The organism is Prosthecobacter sp. GW821-HT29F12 (assembly GCF_058803405.1).
In genome coordinates this window covers 1,751,881-1,769,832 of the sequence record NZ_CM179517.1, presented here as the reverse complement: position 1 = coordinate 1,769,832, position 17,952 = coordinate 1,751,881, and the positions used below count along the sequence as shown (strand labels likewise).

15 protein-coding genes are annotated in these 17,952 nt (G+C 58.9%); 2 read left to right on the top strand and 13 right to left on the bottom strand.

The features are described from left to right. Positions 1 to 6: 6 nt before the first annotated feature. Positions 7 to 1,110: a glycosyltransferase family 4 protein gene (locus AC3RLQ_RS07465; protein ID WP_493035782.1), complete on the top strand. Its 1,104-nt coding sequence runs from the start codon at positions 7 to 9 to the stop codon at positions 1,108 to 1,110. A 41-nt stretch (positions 1,111 to 1,151) separates the two neighbouring features. Here the strand turns inward: AC3RLQ_RS07465 and AC3RLQ_RS07460 are convergent, their stop codons facing one another. The 10 genes from AC3RLQ_RS07460 to AC3RLQ_RS07415 are packed head-to-tail and all read right to left on the bottom strand — an operon-like array spanning position 1,152 to position 10,974. Further along, on the bottom strand, positions 1,152 to 2,378 hold the full coding sequence (locus AC3RLQ_RS07460) for a type II secretion system F family protein (RefSeq protein ID WP_493035780.1): 1,227 nt from the start codon (positions 2,376 to 2,378) through the stop codon (positions 1,152 to 1,154). Between the two features lie 42 nt (positions 2,379 to 2,420). Next, positions 2,421 to 2,879 carry a hypothetical protein gene (locus AC3RLQ_RS07455; RefSeq protein WP_493035778.1) on the bottom strand — a complete coding sequence of 153 codons (459 nt, stop codon included), beginning with the start codon at positions 2,877 to 2,879 and terminating at the stop codon, positions 2,421 to 2,423. After that, positions 2,876 to 4,498, bottom strand: a complete 1,623-nt coding sequence (locus AC3RLQ_RS07450; RefSeq protein WP_493035776.1) for a hypothetical protein — start codon at positions 4,496 to 4,498, stop codon at positions 2,876 to 2,878. Before AC3RLQ_RS07450 ends, AC3RLQ_RS07455 begins: the two co-directional genes overlap by 4 nt. An 11-nt stretch (positions 4,499 to 4,509) precedes the next feature. After that, the gene (locus tag AC3RLQ_RS07445; protein ID WP_493035775.1) at positions 4,510 to 5,493 is read right to left on the bottom strand and encodes a PulJ/GspJ family protein; all 984 of its coding nucleotides are present in this window, start codon (positions 5,491 to 5,493) and stop codon (positions 4,510 to 4,512) included. Then, positions 5,490 to 6,353 carry a hypothetical protein gene (locus AC3RLQ_RS07440; protein WP_493035773.1) on the bottom strand — a complete coding sequence of 288 codons (864 nt, stop codon included), beginning with the start codon at positions 6,351 to 6,353 and terminating at the stop codon, positions 5,490 to 5,492. The genes AC3RLQ_RS07445 and AC3RLQ_RS07440 overlap by 4 nt, the downstream gene beginning before the upstream one ends. A 3-nt stretch (positions 6,354 to 6,356) precedes the next feature. Next, positions 6,357 to 6,959: a hypothetical protein gene (locus tag AC3RLQ_RS07435; protein ID WP_493035771.1), complete on the bottom strand. Its 603-nt coding sequence runs from the start codon at positions 6,957 to 6,959 to the stop codon at positions 6,357 to 6,359. A gap of 20 nt (positions 6,960 to 6,979) precedes the next feature. Next, positions 6,980 to 7,534 (bottom strand): hypothetical protein, encoded by a 555-nt coding sequence (locus AC3RLQ_RS07430; protein ID WP_493035769.1) that lies wholly within the window; start codon positions 7,532 to 7,534, stop codon positions 6,980 to 6,982. A gap of 13 nt (positions 7,535 to 7,547) precedes the next feature. Continuing rightward, positions 7,548 to 8,417 (bottom strand): hypothetical protein, encoded by an 870-nt coding sequence (locus AC3RLQ_RS07425; RefSeq protein WP_493035767.1) that lies wholly within the window; start codon positions 8,415 to 8,417, stop codon positions 7,548 to 7,550. Continuing rightward, a complete protein-coding gene (locus AC3RLQ_RS07420; RefSeq protein ID WP_422320712.1) occupies positions 8,404 to 9,468 on the bottom strand; it encodes a type IV pilus twitching motility protein PilT in 1,065 nt (354 codons plus the stop codon). The genes AC3RLQ_RS07425 and AC3RLQ_RS07420 overlap by 14 nt, the downstream gene beginning before the upstream one ends. A 6-nt stretch (positions 9,469 to 9,474) precedes the next feature. Continuing rightward, a complete protein-coding gene (locus AC3RLQ_RS07415; RefSeq protein ID WP_493035765.1) occupies positions 9,475 to 10,974 on the bottom strand; it encodes a choice-of-anchor K domain-containing protein in 1,500 nt (499 codons plus the stop codon). A 265-nt stretch (positions 10,975 to 11,239) separates the two neighbouring features. Between AC3RLQ_RS07415 and AC3RLQ_RS07410 the strand changes: the two genes are divergently transcribed. Next, positions 11,240 to 13,288, top strand: coding sequence for a type II secretion system protein GspD (locus tag AC3RLQ_RS07410; RefSeq protein ID WP_493035763.1), 2,049 nt, complete (start codon positions 11,240 to 11,242; stop codon positions 13,286 to 13,288). A gap of 1 nt (position 13,289) precedes the next feature. Here the strand turns inward: AC3RLQ_RS07410 and AC3RLQ_RS07405 are convergent, their stop codons facing one another. The 3 genes from AC3RLQ_RS07405 to AC3RLQ_RS07395 form a co-directional block, all read right to left on the bottom strand. Further along, complete coding sequence (locus AC3RLQ_RS07405; RefSeq protein ID WP_493035761.1) at positions 13,290 to 14,264, bottom strand: ThuA domain-containing protein; 975 nt, start codon at positions 14,262 to 14,264, stop codon at positions 13,290 to 13,292. A 79-nt stretch (positions 14,265 to 14,343) separates the two neighbouring features. Next, positions 14,344 to 16,764, bottom strand: a complete 2,421-nt coding sequence (locus AC3RLQ_RS07400; RefSeq protein WP_493035759.1) for a DUF1549 domain-containing protein — start codon at positions 16,762 to 16,764, stop codon at positions 14,344 to 14,346. A 157-nt stretch (positions 16,765 to 16,921) separates the two neighbouring features. Next, complete coding sequence (locus AC3RLQ_RS07395; RefSeq protein WP_493035757.1) at positions 16,922 to 17,926, bottom strand: hypothetical protein; 1,005 nt, start codon at positions 17,924 to 17,926, stop codon at positions 16,922 to 16,924. Positions 17,927 to 17,952 lie beyond the last annotated feature (26 nt).

Genomic DNA, 17,952 nt, shown 5'->3' with positions numbered 1-17,952 from the left:
AAACGGATGAAATTGGCTCTCATCCATCCTCAGATCATCCGCGGCTCCGGTGTGGAGAACTTCCTCATCGAATTTGCCAAACGCCTCGCCTCCGCCGGCCATGAGCTGACCTACATCACCTCTCTGACCACCCCCGAGATCGGTGCCCTCCTGCCCGGCCGCTGGGAACTGCTTCCCCGCCTGCGTGGTTCGGCCACCGCACGCATGTGGTACTTCAACCGCGTCGCTCCGCGTGCAGCTAAGGCGGCAGGTGTGGATCTCAGCATCGGTTTTGGGCGCACCACGTTGCAGGACGTGCACCGCAATGGCACTGGGTGTCATCGGCTCTATGGCAATCTGCTGCCGCTCTGGCAGCGCTACAGCGTGAAGCATCTGTATGAACTGCACCTTGAGCGCCGGCTTTATGCAGGAAAGGGGACTGCGAAGTTTGTCTCCAGCTCCGCCCGTGTGGCGGCGCAGCTGCAGGGTGTTTATGGGACCGATGGCGAAAGCTTCCGCATGCTTTCGCCACCGGTGGAAACGCAGCTCTTTCGACCGGCGGAGAATCGCGCCAACACTCGTGAAATTTACTGCCGCAAGCTGCAAACGGATGCAACGAAGCCCGTGCTGCTGTTTGTTTCGCTCAGCCATCGTCGCCGCGGACTGGAGCCTTTGCTGGAGGCGATGGCTCAAATTGACGCCACGCTCTGGATCGTGGGCAAGAGCCTGAGTCCCGTCATGCGAGACAAGATCAAGCGTCTGGGCATCGCCTCACGCATTCGCATTGTGCCGGTGACGAGCAACCTGGTGGAACTTTACCAGTCGGCGGACTGGTTTGTGCATCCCACGCAGTATGATGCGTTTTCAAACACCGTATTGCAAAGCATGGCATGTGGGCTGCCGGGAATCATCTCTGTCATGGATGGGGCGGTCGATCACGTGCGCAACGGCGAGAACGGACTCATGCTCTACCATCCGCAACAGGCCCGGGAACTCGCTGCCCGCATTCAGGAGGCGCTGGCCTTTGATGCCACAACCTGGCAGTCGCTTTCCACCGCTGCACGGGAGACTGTGCTCCCGATGACGTGGGAGAGGCACATGCAGGAGTGGGCCGAGCTGCTCGAAGAATAAAATTGGCGCTCCGCTCGTGAGCGGAGCACCGGGGTCAGTGACTACTTCTTCTTCAAGATAACGTCGCCGAGGCTGAACATGGGGCCGTAGATGGCGTAGATGAGGAAGCCGACCATGACGCCGAGAATCAACATCGTGAGCGGTTCGATCATCTTGTCGAGAGTGGCGGCGAGGTTGTCGAGATCCTCCTCGTAGTCGTCGGCGATTTCGGAAAGCATTTCGGTGCCGGAGCCGGTTTCGGAGGCGAGTTCGATGAGACCGCAGAGATTGCGGGCATCAGGCCCAAGCCAGTGAGACTCCATGAGGAAGGCTTCATGCAGCGTGCGGCCGACGGCGATGTGCTCGCGCAGGCGGACGAACAGCTCCTTGTAATGGTAGTGCCAGCTGGCCTGGGCGGTGATGTCGAGCGCGCTGCTGAGACGCACGTTCGATTCGGTGAGCATGGCCAGGGTGCGGAAGCCGGTGGCGGCGGCGGATTTGCGCACCAGGACTCCGACGACGGGGATCTTGAGAAAGAGATCCTGCATGGGCCGCAAGGCGGCTATTTTGCCCCAGTTGGAGAAGAAGACGTACAGACCGATGAAGGGCAAGATGGCCAGATAAGGGCGGTGAAGAAAGAGATCGGAAAGAGCGATGAGCACCTTGGTGCCCATGGGGAGATCGGTCTTGAACGAAGTGAAGAGCTTGGCCATGGCAGGCACGAGCGTGAAACTCATGACGATGACGACGCCCACGCCGAGGACGATAACCACGGCGGGATAGATGAGCCCGCCCTTGAGCTTCTTGATGACCTTGGAGGATTTTTTCTGCGAGACGGCGATGCGTTTGCAGACCTTGGAGAGCTGACCGGCTTCTTCACCCGCGAGGATGAGGGAGAGCATGTCATCTGGAAACAGTTTGGGAAACTTGGCGATGGCATCGCTGAATTTGTCGCCCACGGAGATGGCGTGAACGACCTCGGCGATCATGCCTTTGTAGGTCGAGGATTTGACGCGGTTGGTCTGGAGCAGCAGCGATTTGGTGAGCGAGATGTTGCGCTCAAGACAGCGGCCGAGACCTGAGAAAAAGGCGGCACTGTCATCGGTGTTGGCCTTCGGACTGGTCAGACGGTGAAGCTTTTCATCAACGCCGGTGATGGTTTGAACCGTGGTGGTTTCGTTCTGCGCGACTCCGGCGCCGATGAGGGCTTTTTCATCGGTGTCCGTGTCCACCAGGGCTTCGGAGGATTTGCCGGAATGAACGTTGGTGATTTTGACTTTTTTAAGCATGGCGCTGAAGGCTGGGAGATTTCAACATGGCAACTGCGGCTGTCATGGCGGAGGGGTGCGGAGATCCGTGACGAGATGCGGGCGGTAGGCAGTGAGAGTGAAGGAGGCTCCGGCGGCTTTCGTGGCGGGATTCTGCGAGATGTTCACGATGGCGGTGCAGAGGGCGGTCTCCATGACGACGCCGTTGACGGTGGTGAGACCGTTTTCAACCAGCGCCGGATTGTTGAACATGGCCTGCTGAAGGATGGTGTTTTGTGCCAGAGATGGCATGAGCGCGGTGATCTGCACGGACGAGAGTCCGAGCTGCCAGAGCCGCACGGTGTTTTCCTGATAATTGCGTGTGATGGCGACCCGGTTGGCGAGCTCCTCCTGCAGCATGAGCGTGGAGGAGAGGCTGACCATGGCGGTGGTGCCGATGGAAATGATGCAGGCGGCGGCAAGCACCTCAATGAGGGTGTAGGCTGCGCGCTGCGCCCGCTGGATGTGCTGGTGAAGCTTCATGGCGGTGCGACGGGGAGGAAGTAGGATTCAAGCCAGGCATCACGCGGCAGAAAGGTGGCGAAAGCGGGGCCGCCGTTGGTGGCGGCGGGGACGGCGGGATCGCTGTCGCTGGTGAACAGCAGACGGCCGGGGTTGACGCCGCCGGCGGCGCGGCGTTTGACGGTCCAGTTGGTCATGACTCCGCCGATCCAGCGCACGTTTTGTGTCAGATTGGAGGGCATGTTGAACATGATGCTCTGGTATTCGTTCACCAGGACGCAGCGCCAGCGAAACTCGGAGCCGCTGATGGGATTGCTGACCCATGAGAGTTCGACGGGGCGGCCGTTGTCATCCTGAAACGCGAGGACATGGCGGCGGTTGTTTTCACGCTCGAAACGGATGTCACGCACCCAGCGGCCTTTGGCGCCGTTGGGCATGATGGTGATGATGACAGGCTTCAGGGCTGCGGCGTTGGAGAAGGCGGTGGCGTTGCTCTGGCCAACGAAGATGATTTGATCGACCACGCCATAGATGCGCATGTTTTTGAGATACTGGCTGTCGAGCTTGATGAAGAGCACCTTGAGCTTGGTGTCATAGCCTGAAGGCCAGCCTGGCGGGGTGTAGGTGGGCGTGGCCTGCTCGGCGATCCAGTAGGCCTCGGTGGCGGAGTTGAAGACGCTTGCGACGTCAATGGTGATGGTTGGGGTGCGGCCAGCGGCGGCTTCGCGATCTTGAAAGTGCCAGAGCGAGTTGTCTGGATTGTTGTTGTTCCGCACGACATTCAGATAACCGAGAAAGTTGCTGGCACCGGTGCTGTCTACGGGGCCGGTGGTGCTGGGGACCACGGACATGTTGGATGGCAGCAGCGCCTTGCCATTCATATCAGTGCCATAAACGGGGTAGGGGATGGAGGGCGGCTCAACCGTGGAGTGGGACTGGATGTAGAGTGATTTGGTGAGAAAGGGCAGCTGCAAGGGGCTGGGCGTGGTGCGGACGAACAAGGAAGGCGGGTGATGAAGGACGGTGCGTCCCTGGACCGTCCAGTTCGCGTTATGCCCGGCGCCTCCAGAGCCGGCGTTGGCGTAAACGTCGAGTTCTGTGGTGACGCTGTCGGGCTTGCGATAGATGCAGAAGACGTCCCCATTGAGAACGGGCGGCATGGTTTTGAGAAACTCCCATGAGTTGTAATCATCAATGTTGCCCGCGAGACTGGCGTCGGGGCGGGTGAACTGCTTCACATCAATGTAGGTGGCGCCGGGGCGCAGTCCGGTATGATTGAACGGGAAAACGGTATTCATGCCTCCTGCGGTGCTGCTGGAGGTGTACACATTGAGATTGTCCCAACCGTTCTTGGTGTTGAATCCGCCAATGTCGCTGCCGAGCATGGTGTTTTGACTGGCGGGCAGGGTGTTGTTGGGGGTAAAGGCCTTGCTGGTGATGCACTGCCAGGCGAGAAGACGTGAGCTTTCGACGCCGATGTGGCGTTTGCAGACATCTTCCAGATAACTGACCTGAGAGGCGCGTGTGCTCATGAGCGTGACCCAGGAGGTCACAAAAATGCCGCCGACAATCATGAGCATGAGCGCCGCCGCCATGAGGGCGCCGCGTGTGCTGCGATGAGGATGTCTGGTGATGCGCATGAAAGGGTGATTCAGAGCGCCGGAAACATCGGCACGGTAAACATGAAGGCGGAGCGCCCGGCCATTTGATTGTAGGCCTGGCGCGGATCGGTGGTGGCCAGGGTGTTGGCGATCTGGCCGAGATGGCGGGCGGCGGGATCCGGCCACCAGATGAAGTAGAACGGACGTTCAGACGCACGTTTGAAGCGGTCGATGGTGGCGGGCGTCTCGCGCAGGGCCAGACGCGAGGCGCGTTCAAAGGTGATGAAGAGCGGAGTGAAGCCATCCGTGGCCCACTGGGAGGAGCTGGTGGGGCTGGGGATGGAGGGTGGAAAAAACACATCGTAACCGCCCATGTAGGTCAGTGTGGACGGGGTCAGGCTGGATGCAGCGTCAGCGTAGCGTTTGACCGAAGCGTGAATGCCGTTGGGTTCCGTGGCACCGGTGAAGCGGATGAGGTCGATGTCGTAAATGGCATTGACCTTGAGGAAGCCGGAATATTTGCTGTAGCCGAGCACGAAGATGCTGGCGTTCTGGGGGACAACCGTTCCGTCATTGAGCGGGTTGCGATAGTCGCGATAAAGAGAACTTGAAACACCGGCATGCGCGATGATGTGGGCGCGAAATTTTTGCGGGGTGTCGAGTTCGTCGTCGGTGGTTGAATTGTAAGCGATCACCGAGGGCCTCCAAGTGTTCATGCCGTCACGGGGCAGGCAGTAAACGGCGGTGGCGCTGAGCGTGTCCGTCAGAAACTGTTCACGGAGTTCTTCGGCCAATGACAGCGCGCCGTATTGTGGCGCCATGCCCACATCGACCGTGGCGCTGGAGGTGCCATAAAAATTCTGCGAGCGGGTGATCCCCAGCGGCACGGCCACCATGGAGGAGACGCTGGGCTGGCTGCGCATGAGCGTGCCATAAGAGACGACGGCCCCGCCGAGGATCATGGCAGAAAGCGCGAGCACCAGCAGGAGTTCCACGGAGGTGAAGCCTCCGTGCTGATGGACACGGCGGATCATTTGGGTGCGGGTGTAGGATTGCCAAAGAGCATGCGCACCACGGACTCAACCGCGGGAGAGGCTGGAGGTGGGGTGGTAGGAGCGGGTTCCAGCGGCTTTTCGGGCATCGATGTCACCTGCGGCGCAGGTGCGGGCGGGGCAACAGGGACGGCTGCGGGAGGCTCCACCAAGCGGGGCGGAGAGAAGGGCTGAGGATCATCCGCGATGACTTGCGCGCGTGGTGGTGCGGGTTCGTCAGAGATCATGGATGAAGGGGGGCTTTGAGGCGGGCCAGGCGGGCTGCTTGAAGGATCGCGCAGCGGCATTTCCATCTTCGCATTGGGGCCCTTGCTCTCTTTTGATTCAGCATCGGTCTGCCCAAACATCTGATAGCGGACCTGGGGTGCGATGTTGATGGGAATGGTCATGAGCTTGGGCGGCAGTCCGGTGAGACGCTTCTCCTGCCAGGCGAGCTCGATGTACTGCGATGTGATGTTTTTCACCCGCAACTCGACCATCTGATCCGGCAGCACCGGAGGGACGATACGGCCCGTCTCCAAAATGATGTCTCCCAGCAATACGCGCATGCGTCCGTCCGCCATGCGTTTGGTGCCGACCACGGGAAGTTTGAGAAGCTTGTCGCGAACGCGGTTTTCCTCGGTGTCCCCGGTGGATTTCCGGCTGAGGGCCTCGGTTTCGGATTCAAAGGGGTTGTGCTCCTCAGGCTTCACATTTTCCGGGGTCTTCTCCTCCGGCAGAACGAGCTGATATTGCACGCGCTTTTCCGCCTCCTCGCCGGTGGCTTCCTGGGCATGGCTGGAGGCAGCAGCCATGATCGTGAAGATCAGGCCCGGCAGCAGCAATCTGTATGCAAAGTTCATGGACTAGGATTTGGTGGCTTTTGGCTTGGGCTTTGGCGCGACCTTTTTCTTGTCCGCATCTGCGGCGGCAAGATCAAAAATCGGGGTTTCAAAAGAGACATCCATCTTCAGCTGTGTGCCCGTGCTGCCGCCGGTGATCTGCACCACTTTCATGCGTGCGGTGGGCAGGCGGCGTTCGATGTCTCCGAGCCAGTTGAGCACCTTGGCAAACTCTTCCTCAATGGTGAGCGTGGTGATGACGGATTTGGGGATGAGCTTGTTGCCCACGGACTGTTTCGATTCAGTCTTGATTGAGCGCACAAGGCTGATGCCGCGCTCGCGCAGGCTGAGCTGGATGGTCTGCTCCGCCTCCTGCTGGGTCTGCACATGCTCGATGGCCGGCAGCCAGGAACGGAGAAAACGCCGCAAATCTTCGGTGTTGGATTTGAAGACCGCTGTTTCGATTTCAGCCGTGGAGCGTTCGTTCTCTGCGGTGACGGCGGCGGTTTCGGCATCCTCGGCCTCGGCCCGTGTCGTGGCCACCGTTTTGTGGATGACCTGAGCGGTGTAGGTCATCGCACCGATGATCATGAGCAGGATGACGCAGGCAAGTTGCTTGGGATTCATGCAGGAAAGGGTGAGAGGGGTTAATCCGCCTGGCGGACGAGGGTGGAATGGTATTCGACGACGTCGCCGTTCTTGGTCTGTTGCGGTGAGAAGGAGCGGTAGAGCAGCTGACCGAGCGATGCCTCGATGGCGGCAAGCTCCATGGAGACCTTGGAGCCGTTCAGATGGATGGTGAGAGCTATGTTGGAGGGAACCTGTTCGCTGCGTTCAAGCGCCACCTGGGTGATGCGTGTGTCAGTCTGCACTGCACGGGCGATCTTGACGGCGATGGGCTGGATGTTGCGCGCGCCTTCCATCCATTGAGCGACCTTCTCGGCCTTGGTGGCCTCGGACTCGAGATCTGCCTTTTCATTTTTGAACGAGTCACGCTGGGTTTCGCTGAGCGCCTGGCGCTCCTGGGCGTCCACTTTCTGCTTGAGCGCCTTTTTGTAGTTGAAGTAATCCATGGTCATCACGTAGGCGCTGCCGACCAGGGCCACATAAAAGATGATGGGAATGGCACGGAATGACGAAGGCAGGCGGCGCGAGGTGTCGATGCGCGGCGATTTGAAATCATGGCAGAGATATTCGTTCATAAGAGTGCGTGGCTTAGTGTTCCCCGATGATGGTCCAGAGCAGATCATCCTGTGTCAGATCTGCGGCACCGACCTTCTCAAGATGCAGCATCAGTTCCGTGCGGAATTTGCTGTCATGGCCGTCGCCGACAAAGTAGACGGGGCTGCCCTGGGGGACCTTGGCAAGCAGGGGGCTGATGATTTGGAGGGCGGTTTCCACCGCCTCGGGGCCAAGGCCGCTGCGGCAGCGAATATCACGCCACTGGCCTTCCTGCTGCACCAGCACGGCGAGTGAGCCTTCGCATGCGGCAATGAGGACGAAGTCTGAAGGGGTTCCTCCGGAACTTGCGCGAAAGATGCTGAGGATGGCGTGCTCCAGCATGGCAAACAATCCGCAGCACACGCGACCCGGCTTGAGCTGAACTGTTTTGAGCACATCCTCGGTGACTTTGACGAGGGATTCCTCCACGGCGAGCAGCAGGCTGGCGGTGGTCTCGGGATGATGGCAGATGGCGTAGCGCTTGCCGCGGTCATACTTTGGACCCAGCACGGCACGAGGGTTGGTGCGCAGCAGGCTGACGCAGTTGTCCCCGCGCATGAGGTTGTTTTCGAGGCTGATGATGAAGCGGTGGTTCACGGAAACGGAACACCAGCCACCATCCGCCATGCCACGCCATTCTTCGCCTTTGAGCGGGGCTGCGTCGGGGAGCTCTCCTTCCTGCGTGCCGCTTTCCTCAAAGCGTCCGCGTTTATTGACAGAACGCCAGCTCACCGAGCCGCGGCTGACATTGATAAGAAGAGATTTGCGTGATTCGAAGCGTTTGGCCCACGGGACTCCAGAGTCGTCGGGGTCGGCTTTGAAAGCGGCAAAGGTCAGGACAGATTTGATTTCATCCAACAGCATAAATAGAGGTCAGTTGTTCTTTGGAAAGGAAGTCATACACCTCATGTTCGGTGTAGCCGGTCTTGCGTGCGGTGGAGGGCTTCCAGCCGTCGGCCATGCGCATGTTCAGGCAGCGTTCGAAACTGACCATGCCGCGGGTGAAACCTGCCTCCAGCTCCTGGTCGAGGTTCTTGAACTCGCCACGGCGGATCATGCCGCAGACGGAATCATAAGGCAGCAGGAGCTCGTGAATGGGAAAGCGTTTGCCCTTGGCCTCGTCGAACAGGAGGCGCTGACAGAGAATGCCGCGAATGGAGTCGGCGAAGGAGAGCATGGCGTTTTCCATGCGATCACTCGGGATGAGCTTGAGATAGCGCTGCACCGTCTGCGCGGCGGAGGAGGTATGGAGGGTGGCCACGACGACGTGGCCGGTTTCCGCCGCCTGCAGGGCGATTTCCGCCGTTTCGCCGTCACGAATTTCTCCCACGAGAATCACGTCGGGCGCCTGACGGAGGGCGGCGCGCAGGGATTTGTTGAAGTCGAGTTCGTCCGTGCCGATCTCACGCTGGGAGACCAGCGAAGGAATGCCGGAGGGATAGACGAATTCGATGGGGTCCTCGAAGGTGAGGACGTGTTCCTGGCGGCGTTTGGCGCGCTCAAGAATCATGGAGGCAATGGTCGTTGATTTACCAGAGCCGGTGGCGCCGCAGACGAGGAAGAGGCCGTTTTTGGCTTCCAAGAACGCCTTGATGGCGGGAGGGGGGACCATCAGCTTGGCGATGTCAGGAATGCTTTCCGGCAGCAGACGCAGCACCCAGCGGGGACGCCCGCGTGTGACCATGCGATTGACGCGATAACGACGCGGACCGAGCTGCAGCGCGTAGTCGATGCAGCCTGCAGTGAACTCCAGCGGGCGCTCCGGCTGGTAGATGAAGGAGTCATAGAAGAGCTTGCCGTTGCGCTTGTAGGTCAGGGCCTCCCAGGGTGTGACATAGAAGTCGCTGACGCCTGAATCCTTCGACAGGTGAAGCATCCGGTAACCAAGCTGACTGCGTTCGTGAATGTCTTCCATGGTGTTTTAGAAATTGCTGGTGAAGCGGGCGCGCAGTTCCACTGCGGCGTTGGCGCCTTCATAGACGAGGAGGTTGTTGCCCTGGACGACGCTGGCCGTGGGGTCCTTTGACACCCATTGAAGCTCCAGGCGGTACTGAACCCCGTCGATGGTGACGGTGAAATCCGTGGTTGGGTTGATCAGCTGAATGATGTCGGCGCTGGCCAGACGGTCACTGGTGTTGGCGGTGCTGACGAATCCGAGATTGATGTAGGTGGTGGCCGTGACCGAGGGCTGGGTCAGGTTCAGATTGACGGTGAGGGTGACGCCGGTGGCTTCGCTGTTATAGAAAGTGGTGCCGTTCAAAACCTGCAGCGCTCCAAAATCGAACCAGGTGTTTGGCGTGATTTTGTCAAACGTCTCCGGAGTGAAACTGAGTGAGTTTTCGATGCCTGCATCGAGGTAGGTGCCATTGCCGAGATCGAGCTTGGTGTTGCCGGATTTGAAGGTGGAGGTGGTGCCGCTGTTTTGAATGTTGGTGACGAGATTGGAACCGCCGAGGGCATTGCCCCAGCTGCCCTCCTCGGTGCCGCTGAAGCCGCTGGTGAGACGGTAGTAAGTCTGCGTGTTGGTGAAACTGGAGGCGTATTCGGCAGGGCGTGTTGAGAGGTTGTATGCCTGAAGACTCATCGCAGGAATCACAGGAATGCTTGTGCCGGCATACTCCTGCCAGGCTCCGCCATTGATGCTGTACATGACAACGGAAACCTCTGCCGGGGCACCTGAAGTGATGGTGAGTGTGTTTGGAAAGCTCGTGAACGAGAATGTGCCGCCCAGAGGGGTGATGATAGGAATTGGCAGAAGTGCGAGCGTGGGCTGCGGAGAGCCGCCGCCGCCACCACCGCCGCCGCTGCCTCCACCGCTGCCCCCGCCTGAGTCTGAAGGAGGACCGGATGAATCGCTGGCAGTTTCATTGGGATCGAATCCCGTGGCGGGAGAAGGGGGGGAGAAAGGCGGCGGGTCCAAATAGTTGGGAGTGGAGTTTGAAACTGAAGTCCCCCAGACCCAGCCGCTGCTTGAATTAAAAGAGACGAGGGACTTGGTGCGTTTTTCGGTGCCGAAGTCGGCATTGACCAAGGATTCATCGAGATAAAAATCAGACACCCCACTGCCAGAAGCCTTGCTCATGACAAAGCGTTGTTTGGTGCGATCCCAGAAGGCGCGAGGATTGTTGGAATTGTCCGGCTTGCTGGTCATGAGGGCCCGCAAGCGCACATCCAGAAGCCTGCCTGAAACAATGCCCACATGCTGCTGCCATTCTGACTGCGGGCGTGAGCGCTTCATTTTATCAAGCACCGACTGGGGGGTGGTAAGACCCGCCAAACTGCCGCCATCTGCCACATAGAGGGCCACCATTTGATTCAATGTAGCGACGTCCGATTGAAGCTTCGCGACACTGGAGGACTCGGAGTCATCGGAAAGGAGTGCTGCCCCCAATCCAGCAATCACTCCAATGATGGAGATCATGATGACCAGCTCCAGCAATGAGAATCCGCCACGACAGTGTGAACTGCGTCCATCCGAGCTCAAAGCTGTGACTCTAGCGGCTATCATCGATGTTGTACTAAATAGTTAAAGTTCCCTAAATTCAAGGGAAAGATATGGAAATTATAATATCATTGGGGAATAATGTTCGGTTGGCTAAATATTCGGCACAAAACATAAAATCAATACACTTCACTGATAAATGTTATTTGATTTGTTTTTCCATTTCAGGTATAATTACCATAATATGCGCCATTTTATAGCACTGTTCCAGTTCAATCTCCTGGTTTGCCTCGTTGTGACGGGCATGTCGGGGACGACGTTGCGCGCTCAGTTCAATCAGAGCAATATGCATGTGATGTCGCCGGAGAATGAGATGGAAGCGAGCCGACTCCGCTCAGCCCCGCCGCAGCAGTATGACTTTTCAAAGGCGATGCTAAGCGATGTGCTGAGGTTTCTGGCGACGGACGCTGGAATCTCATTCTTTTCACTCCCGGATGACAGCACTGACGGCAGCCGCTTGATCACTTTTTCCATCAGATCCAGCCCGTTCCAAGTGCTGGAGACCCTGTGCAAAGCCAATGGGCTGGCCATCATTCCGGACAACGGCATCTGGTATATCCGCCCAGCGGATGATCGTGAACTCATTGGCAAATCTTATGAGATCAAGAACAATGCAGTCGAGCTTGTGGAGCGTGTCACCTCTGGTTCGACTTCGTTGCCCACGCGATCCGGCAGTGGTGGAGGTGGCGTCAGTGGAGCTGCGGTGGGGATGGACCTGCAAGGAACCAGCCAGACGTTTTCAGTCAAACGCAGTGAAGTGATCAATGATATTCGTACGCTGCTGGGCCTGCCACCTGAGGAAATGGATGGAGCGCAACTTACAACGGGAATGCCTGGCATGGGTGCCACCGGGACCGATGAAAATGCCGCACGGGCCATGAATTCCAATGAGATGAGCTCAGTGCGGAAGCCGAAGGTGATCTGGAAATCGGATTCTAATACTCTCTACATTGTGGCCACGCGGCTCCAGCACCTGTGGGTGGAGGGCTACATCGCCGCAGCAGACAAACCGCAGACCATGATCGCCGTGGAGGTGAAATTTATCGAAACTTCGCGTGATCCTTCGCGTGAATTCGGCATCGACTGGACGGGCACTTTGGAGACCGGCACATTCCGCCAGGTGAGCAAGGTCTCACCCAAGGTCACCGATTATGTGGCCGCAGATGGCACCGTCGTGAAAAGCAACCAGCTGGACGTCGAGTACACACAGACGCCCACAACCGGCGGCTTCCGCACGGATCTGGCACCTCTGCTGTCGGGCGTTAATTTAAACAATGTGGGCAGCACCCTTGGCTTTCCCGCCACGAGCATCCTGAGTGCACAGGATGTGAACGTGAAACTGCGCGCGATGATGCGCGATCAGGAAACCAACACCACATCCTACCCTCGAATGGTGACTCTGAGCAACCGTGAGGTGGCCATCCGTGCGGTGGTGAACCAACCGGTGCTGGACGCGAGCTCCACGGCGAGTTCAGGATCGGTGGGGGCGACGACCACCACGAAGGTCGCCTATCTGCCAATCGGCACCGTGTTGAACATCCTGCCCAAACGCATGCAGGGCGACAAGGTGCTGCTAAACATGGCGGTGACCGTCTCAAGCATCATTGGTACGCAGGTCATTTCCGGCAATCCGTATCCCATTGCTTCGTCACGCGTTTACAGCGCGCCGGTGGAGATTGATTCGGGATACACAGTGGCAGTGGGCGGACTGGATGAGGCCACTGAAAAGGAGTCTGAAGCGGGTGTGCCATTCCTGAGCAAGATCCCAGGTCTCAAGTGGCTCTTCGACTACAAGAGCCGGAGCAAGAACCACAAGAGCCTCATGCTCTTCATCACCCCGACGATCATTGATGGACGCAACGGCGGCCTGCCTGCGGAGCCGCAGTCAGTGGTGCCCCAGAGGCCGCATCTGGCCGGCAAGCCGAAGGTGGACACCAACACCGGCGCGCTGATTGGCGGCAGCAGCGCGCTGCCGAAGACGGTGGAGTATCTCTCGCGCGAAGCTGAGATCCTGGGCAACACGATCAAGGAGAGCCGGATCACGCCTGAAGTGAGGACGAAACTCAAGGAACTCAAAGTCGCCGTCTCACGTGTCGAAGAACAGTGTGAAAACATGAAGCTCTCGGAGCCCGCGCAGTTTGCGATGATCGACCAGCATCAGCAGATGCTTAAAACCATCCACAAACGGCTCGAATCTTTCGCGAGCATCCTGTTCAAGAAGGAGCACTTCTAAGTCAGCGGGAGGCCACACGCTGAAAGACGCGTGGTGTTTCGCTGCTGGCGTTCTTGGGCTTGGGGGCGGGTTTAGGATCCAGATTTTGGGTGAGAGCTTCAGGGCTCACGACTGATTCGACGCCTTTTTCAGGCACTTCGACCTTGGAGACCCAGAGGAGGGCGTTGAGCACGGCTTTGCGCACGTTGTCGTTGCCCCAGTTGGCGTGGAAATGACCGCCGGTGAAGCCGAAGCCGCGGCCGCCGTCGGCGCGTTCGATGGTCCACATCATGGTTTCGGGGCTGCCTTTTTCCGCCTGGATGTGGGGGTAGGGGCCTTTGGGGGCCACGTAGGGGCCGTCACGAGTTGCGTCGCTGGGAGTTGCCACCAAGATGGGGACAAACTTGGCTGCACCATCTTGTGCAGGGGTCACGCCGTGGCCGAAGGCGGGGCGGAAGCGCATGTGGATGTACCATTCGTCCTTGGTGGCGAAGGGCAGCACTCCGTTTGAGATGGGGTGTTTTGGCAAAGCCGTGTAGTTGGCGTCCCAGATCGGATTGCAGGAATAGGCGTTTTCATAATGCCCGCCGAGCCATTCCTGGAATTCTTTGCCGGCCTGGCCTGCCACGACTTCGACGCCGTAGTGCATGCAGCCAAAGCCGACGCCTTTGGCGATCAGCTTGCGCAGTGTTTCGAGGTGGCCGTCCACCACGGCAGGGTGCTTGCCGCCACCGTCGGCGTAGATGACGACTGCATCTGCGTCTTCGAAGGTTTTTTCGTTGCTCACCCAGCCCATTTCGTGGCGGTCCACCACGAGATTGGGCACGCTCTTGAGGCATTGTTCCAGCAGCATGGTGCCTGCGCGGAATTCATGCATGCCCGGAGGATGCGAGGGCTTGCCGGCGATGAAAACGAGCTTCTGTTTGCCCTCGGGTGTGACTGCCTGGAGTGAAACAACGGTGGCGAGTAGGGCGGCGAGCAATGGGACTGGCTTCATAGGTTGGGTGGAGAGAGTCGCATCATTCCCATCCTCCGACTCAAATCAAGAGCCGAAGCCGTGGAACATGGGCGACTGATTACCGCACGACCTGAAACTCGGGGAGCATGCAGACGGCCCAGAGCAGGTCTTCGAGCGACTGCTGCGTGGGCTTTTCACCGATCAGGCTTTGGGCCGTGGCGAGTTCGCTGGCGGAGGGTTCGCGGCAGAGGGCCTGGTGGTAGAGATCGGCGATCAGGGAGGCTGGTGACTGGGCGTGTGATGCGAGCAAACGCTGCGCTCCTTTGGTGATGCTGGTGGAGAGAATGCTGCCGTTTGCGAGGTCGATGGCTTCAAGAGTGGTGAGTTCATTGGGGCGGGCGGTGACGATCTGGTCGCGGTTTGGGCGGCCGAGCGTGCGCATGAGGAAGTCTGACTTCATCAGCGAGGCGCGGATCATGCGATTTGAGGCTGCGGCTCCTTGGGCGAGCAATGAGGGAGCCTGGGCATTGATGGTCTGCTGCCATGCGCCGAGGGCATTCACGACGGTGACGGGCTGCCAGTCCTTGGGGTCGAAGGCCGGGATGCGGCCTTCCTTGGTTGCCGGAGCTTGAGGCGTCCATTCCCAGGAGGCATCGCTGTTGATGGCGGTTTCCTTGCCTGCGGCATCGCGCACACGGGCGTCGAAGAAAAATCCGGCGGGGTTGGGGCCTTTGCCGGCGTTGGTGGCGATCACGAGGATGGAGTTCGGGCCTTTGCGCAGGGCGGTTTGCAGCGGGACGGCGGCGAGCTTGGTCCAGTCATCTCCGGCGCTGACCTTGCGGTTGTTAACGAAGAGGGTGTAGCCGTTGTCGCAGGTCACGACCGCGCTGGCGCTGGCGGGATCGGTGTCGAGTTTGATCGTCTTGCGCAGTGTGATCGTTTCGCCGGAGGGCGGCGTGCTGCCGGGCTTGGCGCTGTGGCCCCAGATCCACTGGCCTTGGATCTTGATCTGTTTCGTGAGTTCCGGATCGACTTTGCCGCGCAGAACTCCGGCATCCATCTTCGTGGGAGCTGCGCCGGTAATCTGCCAGATGGCATCGACAAACTGCTCGGCGGTGAGGCGTTTGGCGCGTGGGCCGGCATAGACGTAGCCGTGATCGTCGATGCCTTTGGTCACGACCTGGGAGTGAGATTGATAGGCCTGCGAAGTGGCGATGAGGGCGAGGGTCTGCTTCAGATCATACTTATGTTCGGCGAGGTGGGCGGCGAGGTAGTCAAGAAGATCTGCGTTCCATGGCTCCGTCTGCATGGCGTCCGCGGGATGGACGATGCCGCGTCCCATGAGGCGCTGCCACAGGCGGTTCACGATGGTGCGTGTGGTGCGTCCATTCTGCGGGTGAGTCATCAAGGCGGCCAGTTGTTTCAAGCGCTCGGGTTGTGCCGCTTTCGGATCGATCTGGCCGATCTCTGGGAACAGCCATGACGCCACGGCCTGCTGGCCGATGGGTTTGTCACAGCGATTGATCTCCAGCGGGCGGCTGGAATAGATGGCGGCGAGTCCGTAGGCTTCGCTGAGCTTCCAGCGGTCGATGAAGCTGTCGTGGCAGGATGCGCACTTCATGTTGATGCCGAGGAAGCTCTGGGAGACGCTCTGCGCGAACTGGATTTCCACGGTCTGCCCGGCGCTGACATCACCGCGCCATTTGATGCCGTCGATGAATCCACGGCTCTCATCATTCGGGGGTGCGATGAGTTCACGTACGAACTGGTCGAAGGGCATGTTGGTGATCAGCGCATGGTACAGCCAGTTGCTGATCTGCTTGCGCCCGCCGGTGACGAAGCCGGTGCCGCCGTAGTCGTTGCGCAGGAGGTCGTTCCAAAACGTGAGCCAGTGCTCGGTGTAGTCCATGTCGCGCTTGAGCAGGGACTCGATCAGGCGGGCCCGTTTGTCGGCGGAGGTGTCTTTGGTGAAAGCCTCAAGGTCTTTAGGAGACGGGAGCAGGCCGATGAGGTCCAGGCAGGCGCGGCGCACAAAGGTGGCATCGTCGATGGCCGCAGGGCGGGGGAGTTTCTTTTGGTCGAGGTATTGATCAAGAATGCGGTCGATGGGGTTGCTGCGTCCTTCCACCACAGCGGGCAGGACGGGCATGCGGGGTTTGAGCGGTGGCTCATACGCGGGCTTCTTGAAGGCAAAGCCTTCCTCCCACGCGAGGCCTTCATCGACCCACTGTTTCAGCAGCGCGATTTGCTGGGCAGGCACGCGCTTGCCCTTGGGCGGCATCTGGTCATCGGGATCGGTAGAGAGAATGGCCTTGATCATGGCGCTCTCCGCGCTTTTGCCGCTCACCACCACCGAGCCGTCTTCTCCGCCTTCCAGCAGGGATTCGCGATCATTGAAGGAGAAGCCGCCCTTTTTCTTGTCCCCTGCATGACACTCGGCGCAGTGCTCCCGCAGGATCGGGACAATCTGGTGGGAGAAATCGACGGCGGCGGAGGCAGTGAGGCAGGCGGAGAGCTGGAGGAGAATCGAAAGTCGCATTCAGAAACACGAACGTGTCACGAAGATGGAATCTCGCGGGTTGGTCCTCAAAAGTGTGCCCAGAGCCCCATGCTCGCAGTCAGTGCTGGAGGTATTCACCGGTTGACTCAATTCACCCTCGGCTCCATTCGCCGAGGAGATGCGATGGGTGAGCGCATCAAGGCGCGGGCCCGATTTTCACCGATGAAAGAATGTTTTCGGCGATGGCATGTCCCGCCTTGGATTTGCTCGAGAAGATCACCTGGACCACCCACATCTCCTCCCCGTTGAGGATGAACAAACTTTCGGCGAGAAGTTCACTGCCCAAGCGATTGGCGGAGAAAGAAACCCGTTTGGCCGGAAAAGTGGAAACCTTGGTGCCCTTGACCTGCTGCTGAGGATTGGTGATGCCCTCAAGGGCGGACACCGATTTCATAGTGCCGGCGATCGCTCCGTCCAAGTTGAGCGTTGTTCCCTTGGCATAGCGAATCTTGTTCACGCTCACCTCCATTTCTTCTGCGGCTTTGCCCTGGAAGCTTTTGGCCATAATCACCGCTTTAAGGTCAATCCTGTATGGCTTTTCGACCAACGGAATGGGGCAAGTCAAGCTGAGGCCGTCCAGAAGCTGTGTTTTGGCCATCAGACCTGCTGCCGTGACGTCGATGGCGCCAGTCAAGCTGGTGGCACCCAGGTCAAGCTGCTCCAGCACGGAAGGTGGCAGCTGCGCGACGGGTACGGAGCCAATGCCTCCTGAATGCATGAACGACACCTGGGTCTCTTCGACCTTCCGAACTTTGGCATCCTTTAAAACCCTGCCATCGGTGAGCCTGATTTCAGGGAAAGTCATGCTGGCTTCAGTGGTTCGCACTTTGGTTGCGGCATCGTTCATGGAAGCGGCCAGGACCGTGAATTCACTCAAGGCAGTTTTCAGGTTTTGCTCCCCGGTTTCCTGCTGGTGTTTGAGCGCGGCTGTGGTGGCGGCTGCCTGATCTGCTTTGATCCTGAGAGCTTCATATTTTTGCCATGTATCCTTGCTGTAAACCAGGGCTTCCTGTGCTTGGGAGAGCTCAGGTCTGAGCTCCTGCAACTCTGTTTTGGCCTTGTCGATTTTGTGGTAGCAGTCAGCGCCGTAAAATGCGCCGCCGACTGCAGCCAGGAATAGAAGGATTTTTACAAAAGGCATGATGAGCTGGAGATGGTGAGAATGAA

Excerpts from the sequence above, each read along its gene's own strand:
- AC3RLQ_RS07465 (WP_493035782.1), top strand. The coding sequence starts at position 7 with ATGAAATTGGCTCTCATCCATCCTCAGATCATCCGCGGCTCCGGTGTG.
- AC3RLQ_RS07460 (WP_493035780.1), bottom strand. The coding sequence starts at position 2,378 with ATGCTTAAAAAAGTCAAAATCACCAACGTTCATTCCGGCAAATCCTCC.
- AC3RLQ_RS07455 (WP_493035778.1), bottom strand. The coding sequence starts at position 2,879 with ATGAAGCTTCACCAGCACATCCAGCGGGCGCAGCGCGCAGCCTACACC.
- AC3RLQ_RS07450 (WP_493035776.1), bottom strand. The coding sequence starts at position 4,498 with ATGCGCATCACCAGACATCCTCATCGCAGCACACGCGGCGCCCTCATG.
- AC3RLQ_RS07445 (WP_493035775.1), bottom strand. The coding sequence starts at position 5,493 with ATGATCCGCCGTGTCCATCAGCACGGAGGCTTCACCTCCGTGGAACTC.
- AC3RLQ_RS07440 (WP_493035773.1), bottom strand. The coding sequence starts at position 6,353 with ATGAACTTTGCATACAGATTGCTGCTGCCGGGCCTGATCTTCACGATC.
- AC3RLQ_RS07435 (WP_493035771.1), bottom strand. The coding sequence starts at position 6,959 with ATGAATCCCAAGCAACTTGCCTGCGTCATCCTGCTCATGATCATCGGT.
- AC3RLQ_RS07430 (WP_493035769.1), bottom strand. The coding sequence starts at position 7,534 with ATGAACGAATATCTCTGCCATGATTTCAAATCGCCGCGCATCGACACC.
- AC3RLQ_RS07425 (WP_493035767.1), bottom strand. The coding sequence starts at position 8,417 with ATGCTGTTGGATGAAATCAAATCTGTCCTGACCTTTGCCGCTTTCAAA.
- AC3RLQ_RS07420 (WP_422320712.1), bottom strand. The coding sequence starts at position 9,468 with ATGGAAGACATTCACGAACGCAGTCAGCTTGGTTACCGGATGCTTCAC.
- AC3RLQ_RS07415 (WP_493035765.1), bottom strand. The coding sequence starts at position 10,974 with ATGATCTCCATCATTGGAGTGATTGCTGGATTGGGGGCAGCACTCCTT.
- AC3RLQ_RS07410 (WP_493035763.1), top strand. The coding sequence starts at position 11,240 with ATGCGCCATTTTATAGCACTGTTCCAGTTCAATCTCCTGGTTTGCCTC.
- AC3RLQ_RS07405 (WP_493035761.1), bottom strand. The coding sequence starts at position 14,264 with ATGAAGCCAGTCCCATTGCTCGCCGCCCTACTCGCCACCGTTGTTTCA.
- AC3RLQ_RS07400 (WP_493035759.1), bottom strand. The coding sequence starts at position 16,764 with ATGCGACTTTCGATTCTCCTCCAGCTCTCCGCCTGCCTCACTGCCTCC.
- AC3RLQ_RS07395 (WP_493035757.1), bottom strand. The coding sequence starts at position 17,926 with ATGCCTTTTGTAAAAATCCTTCTATTCCTGGCTGCAGTCGGCGGCGCA.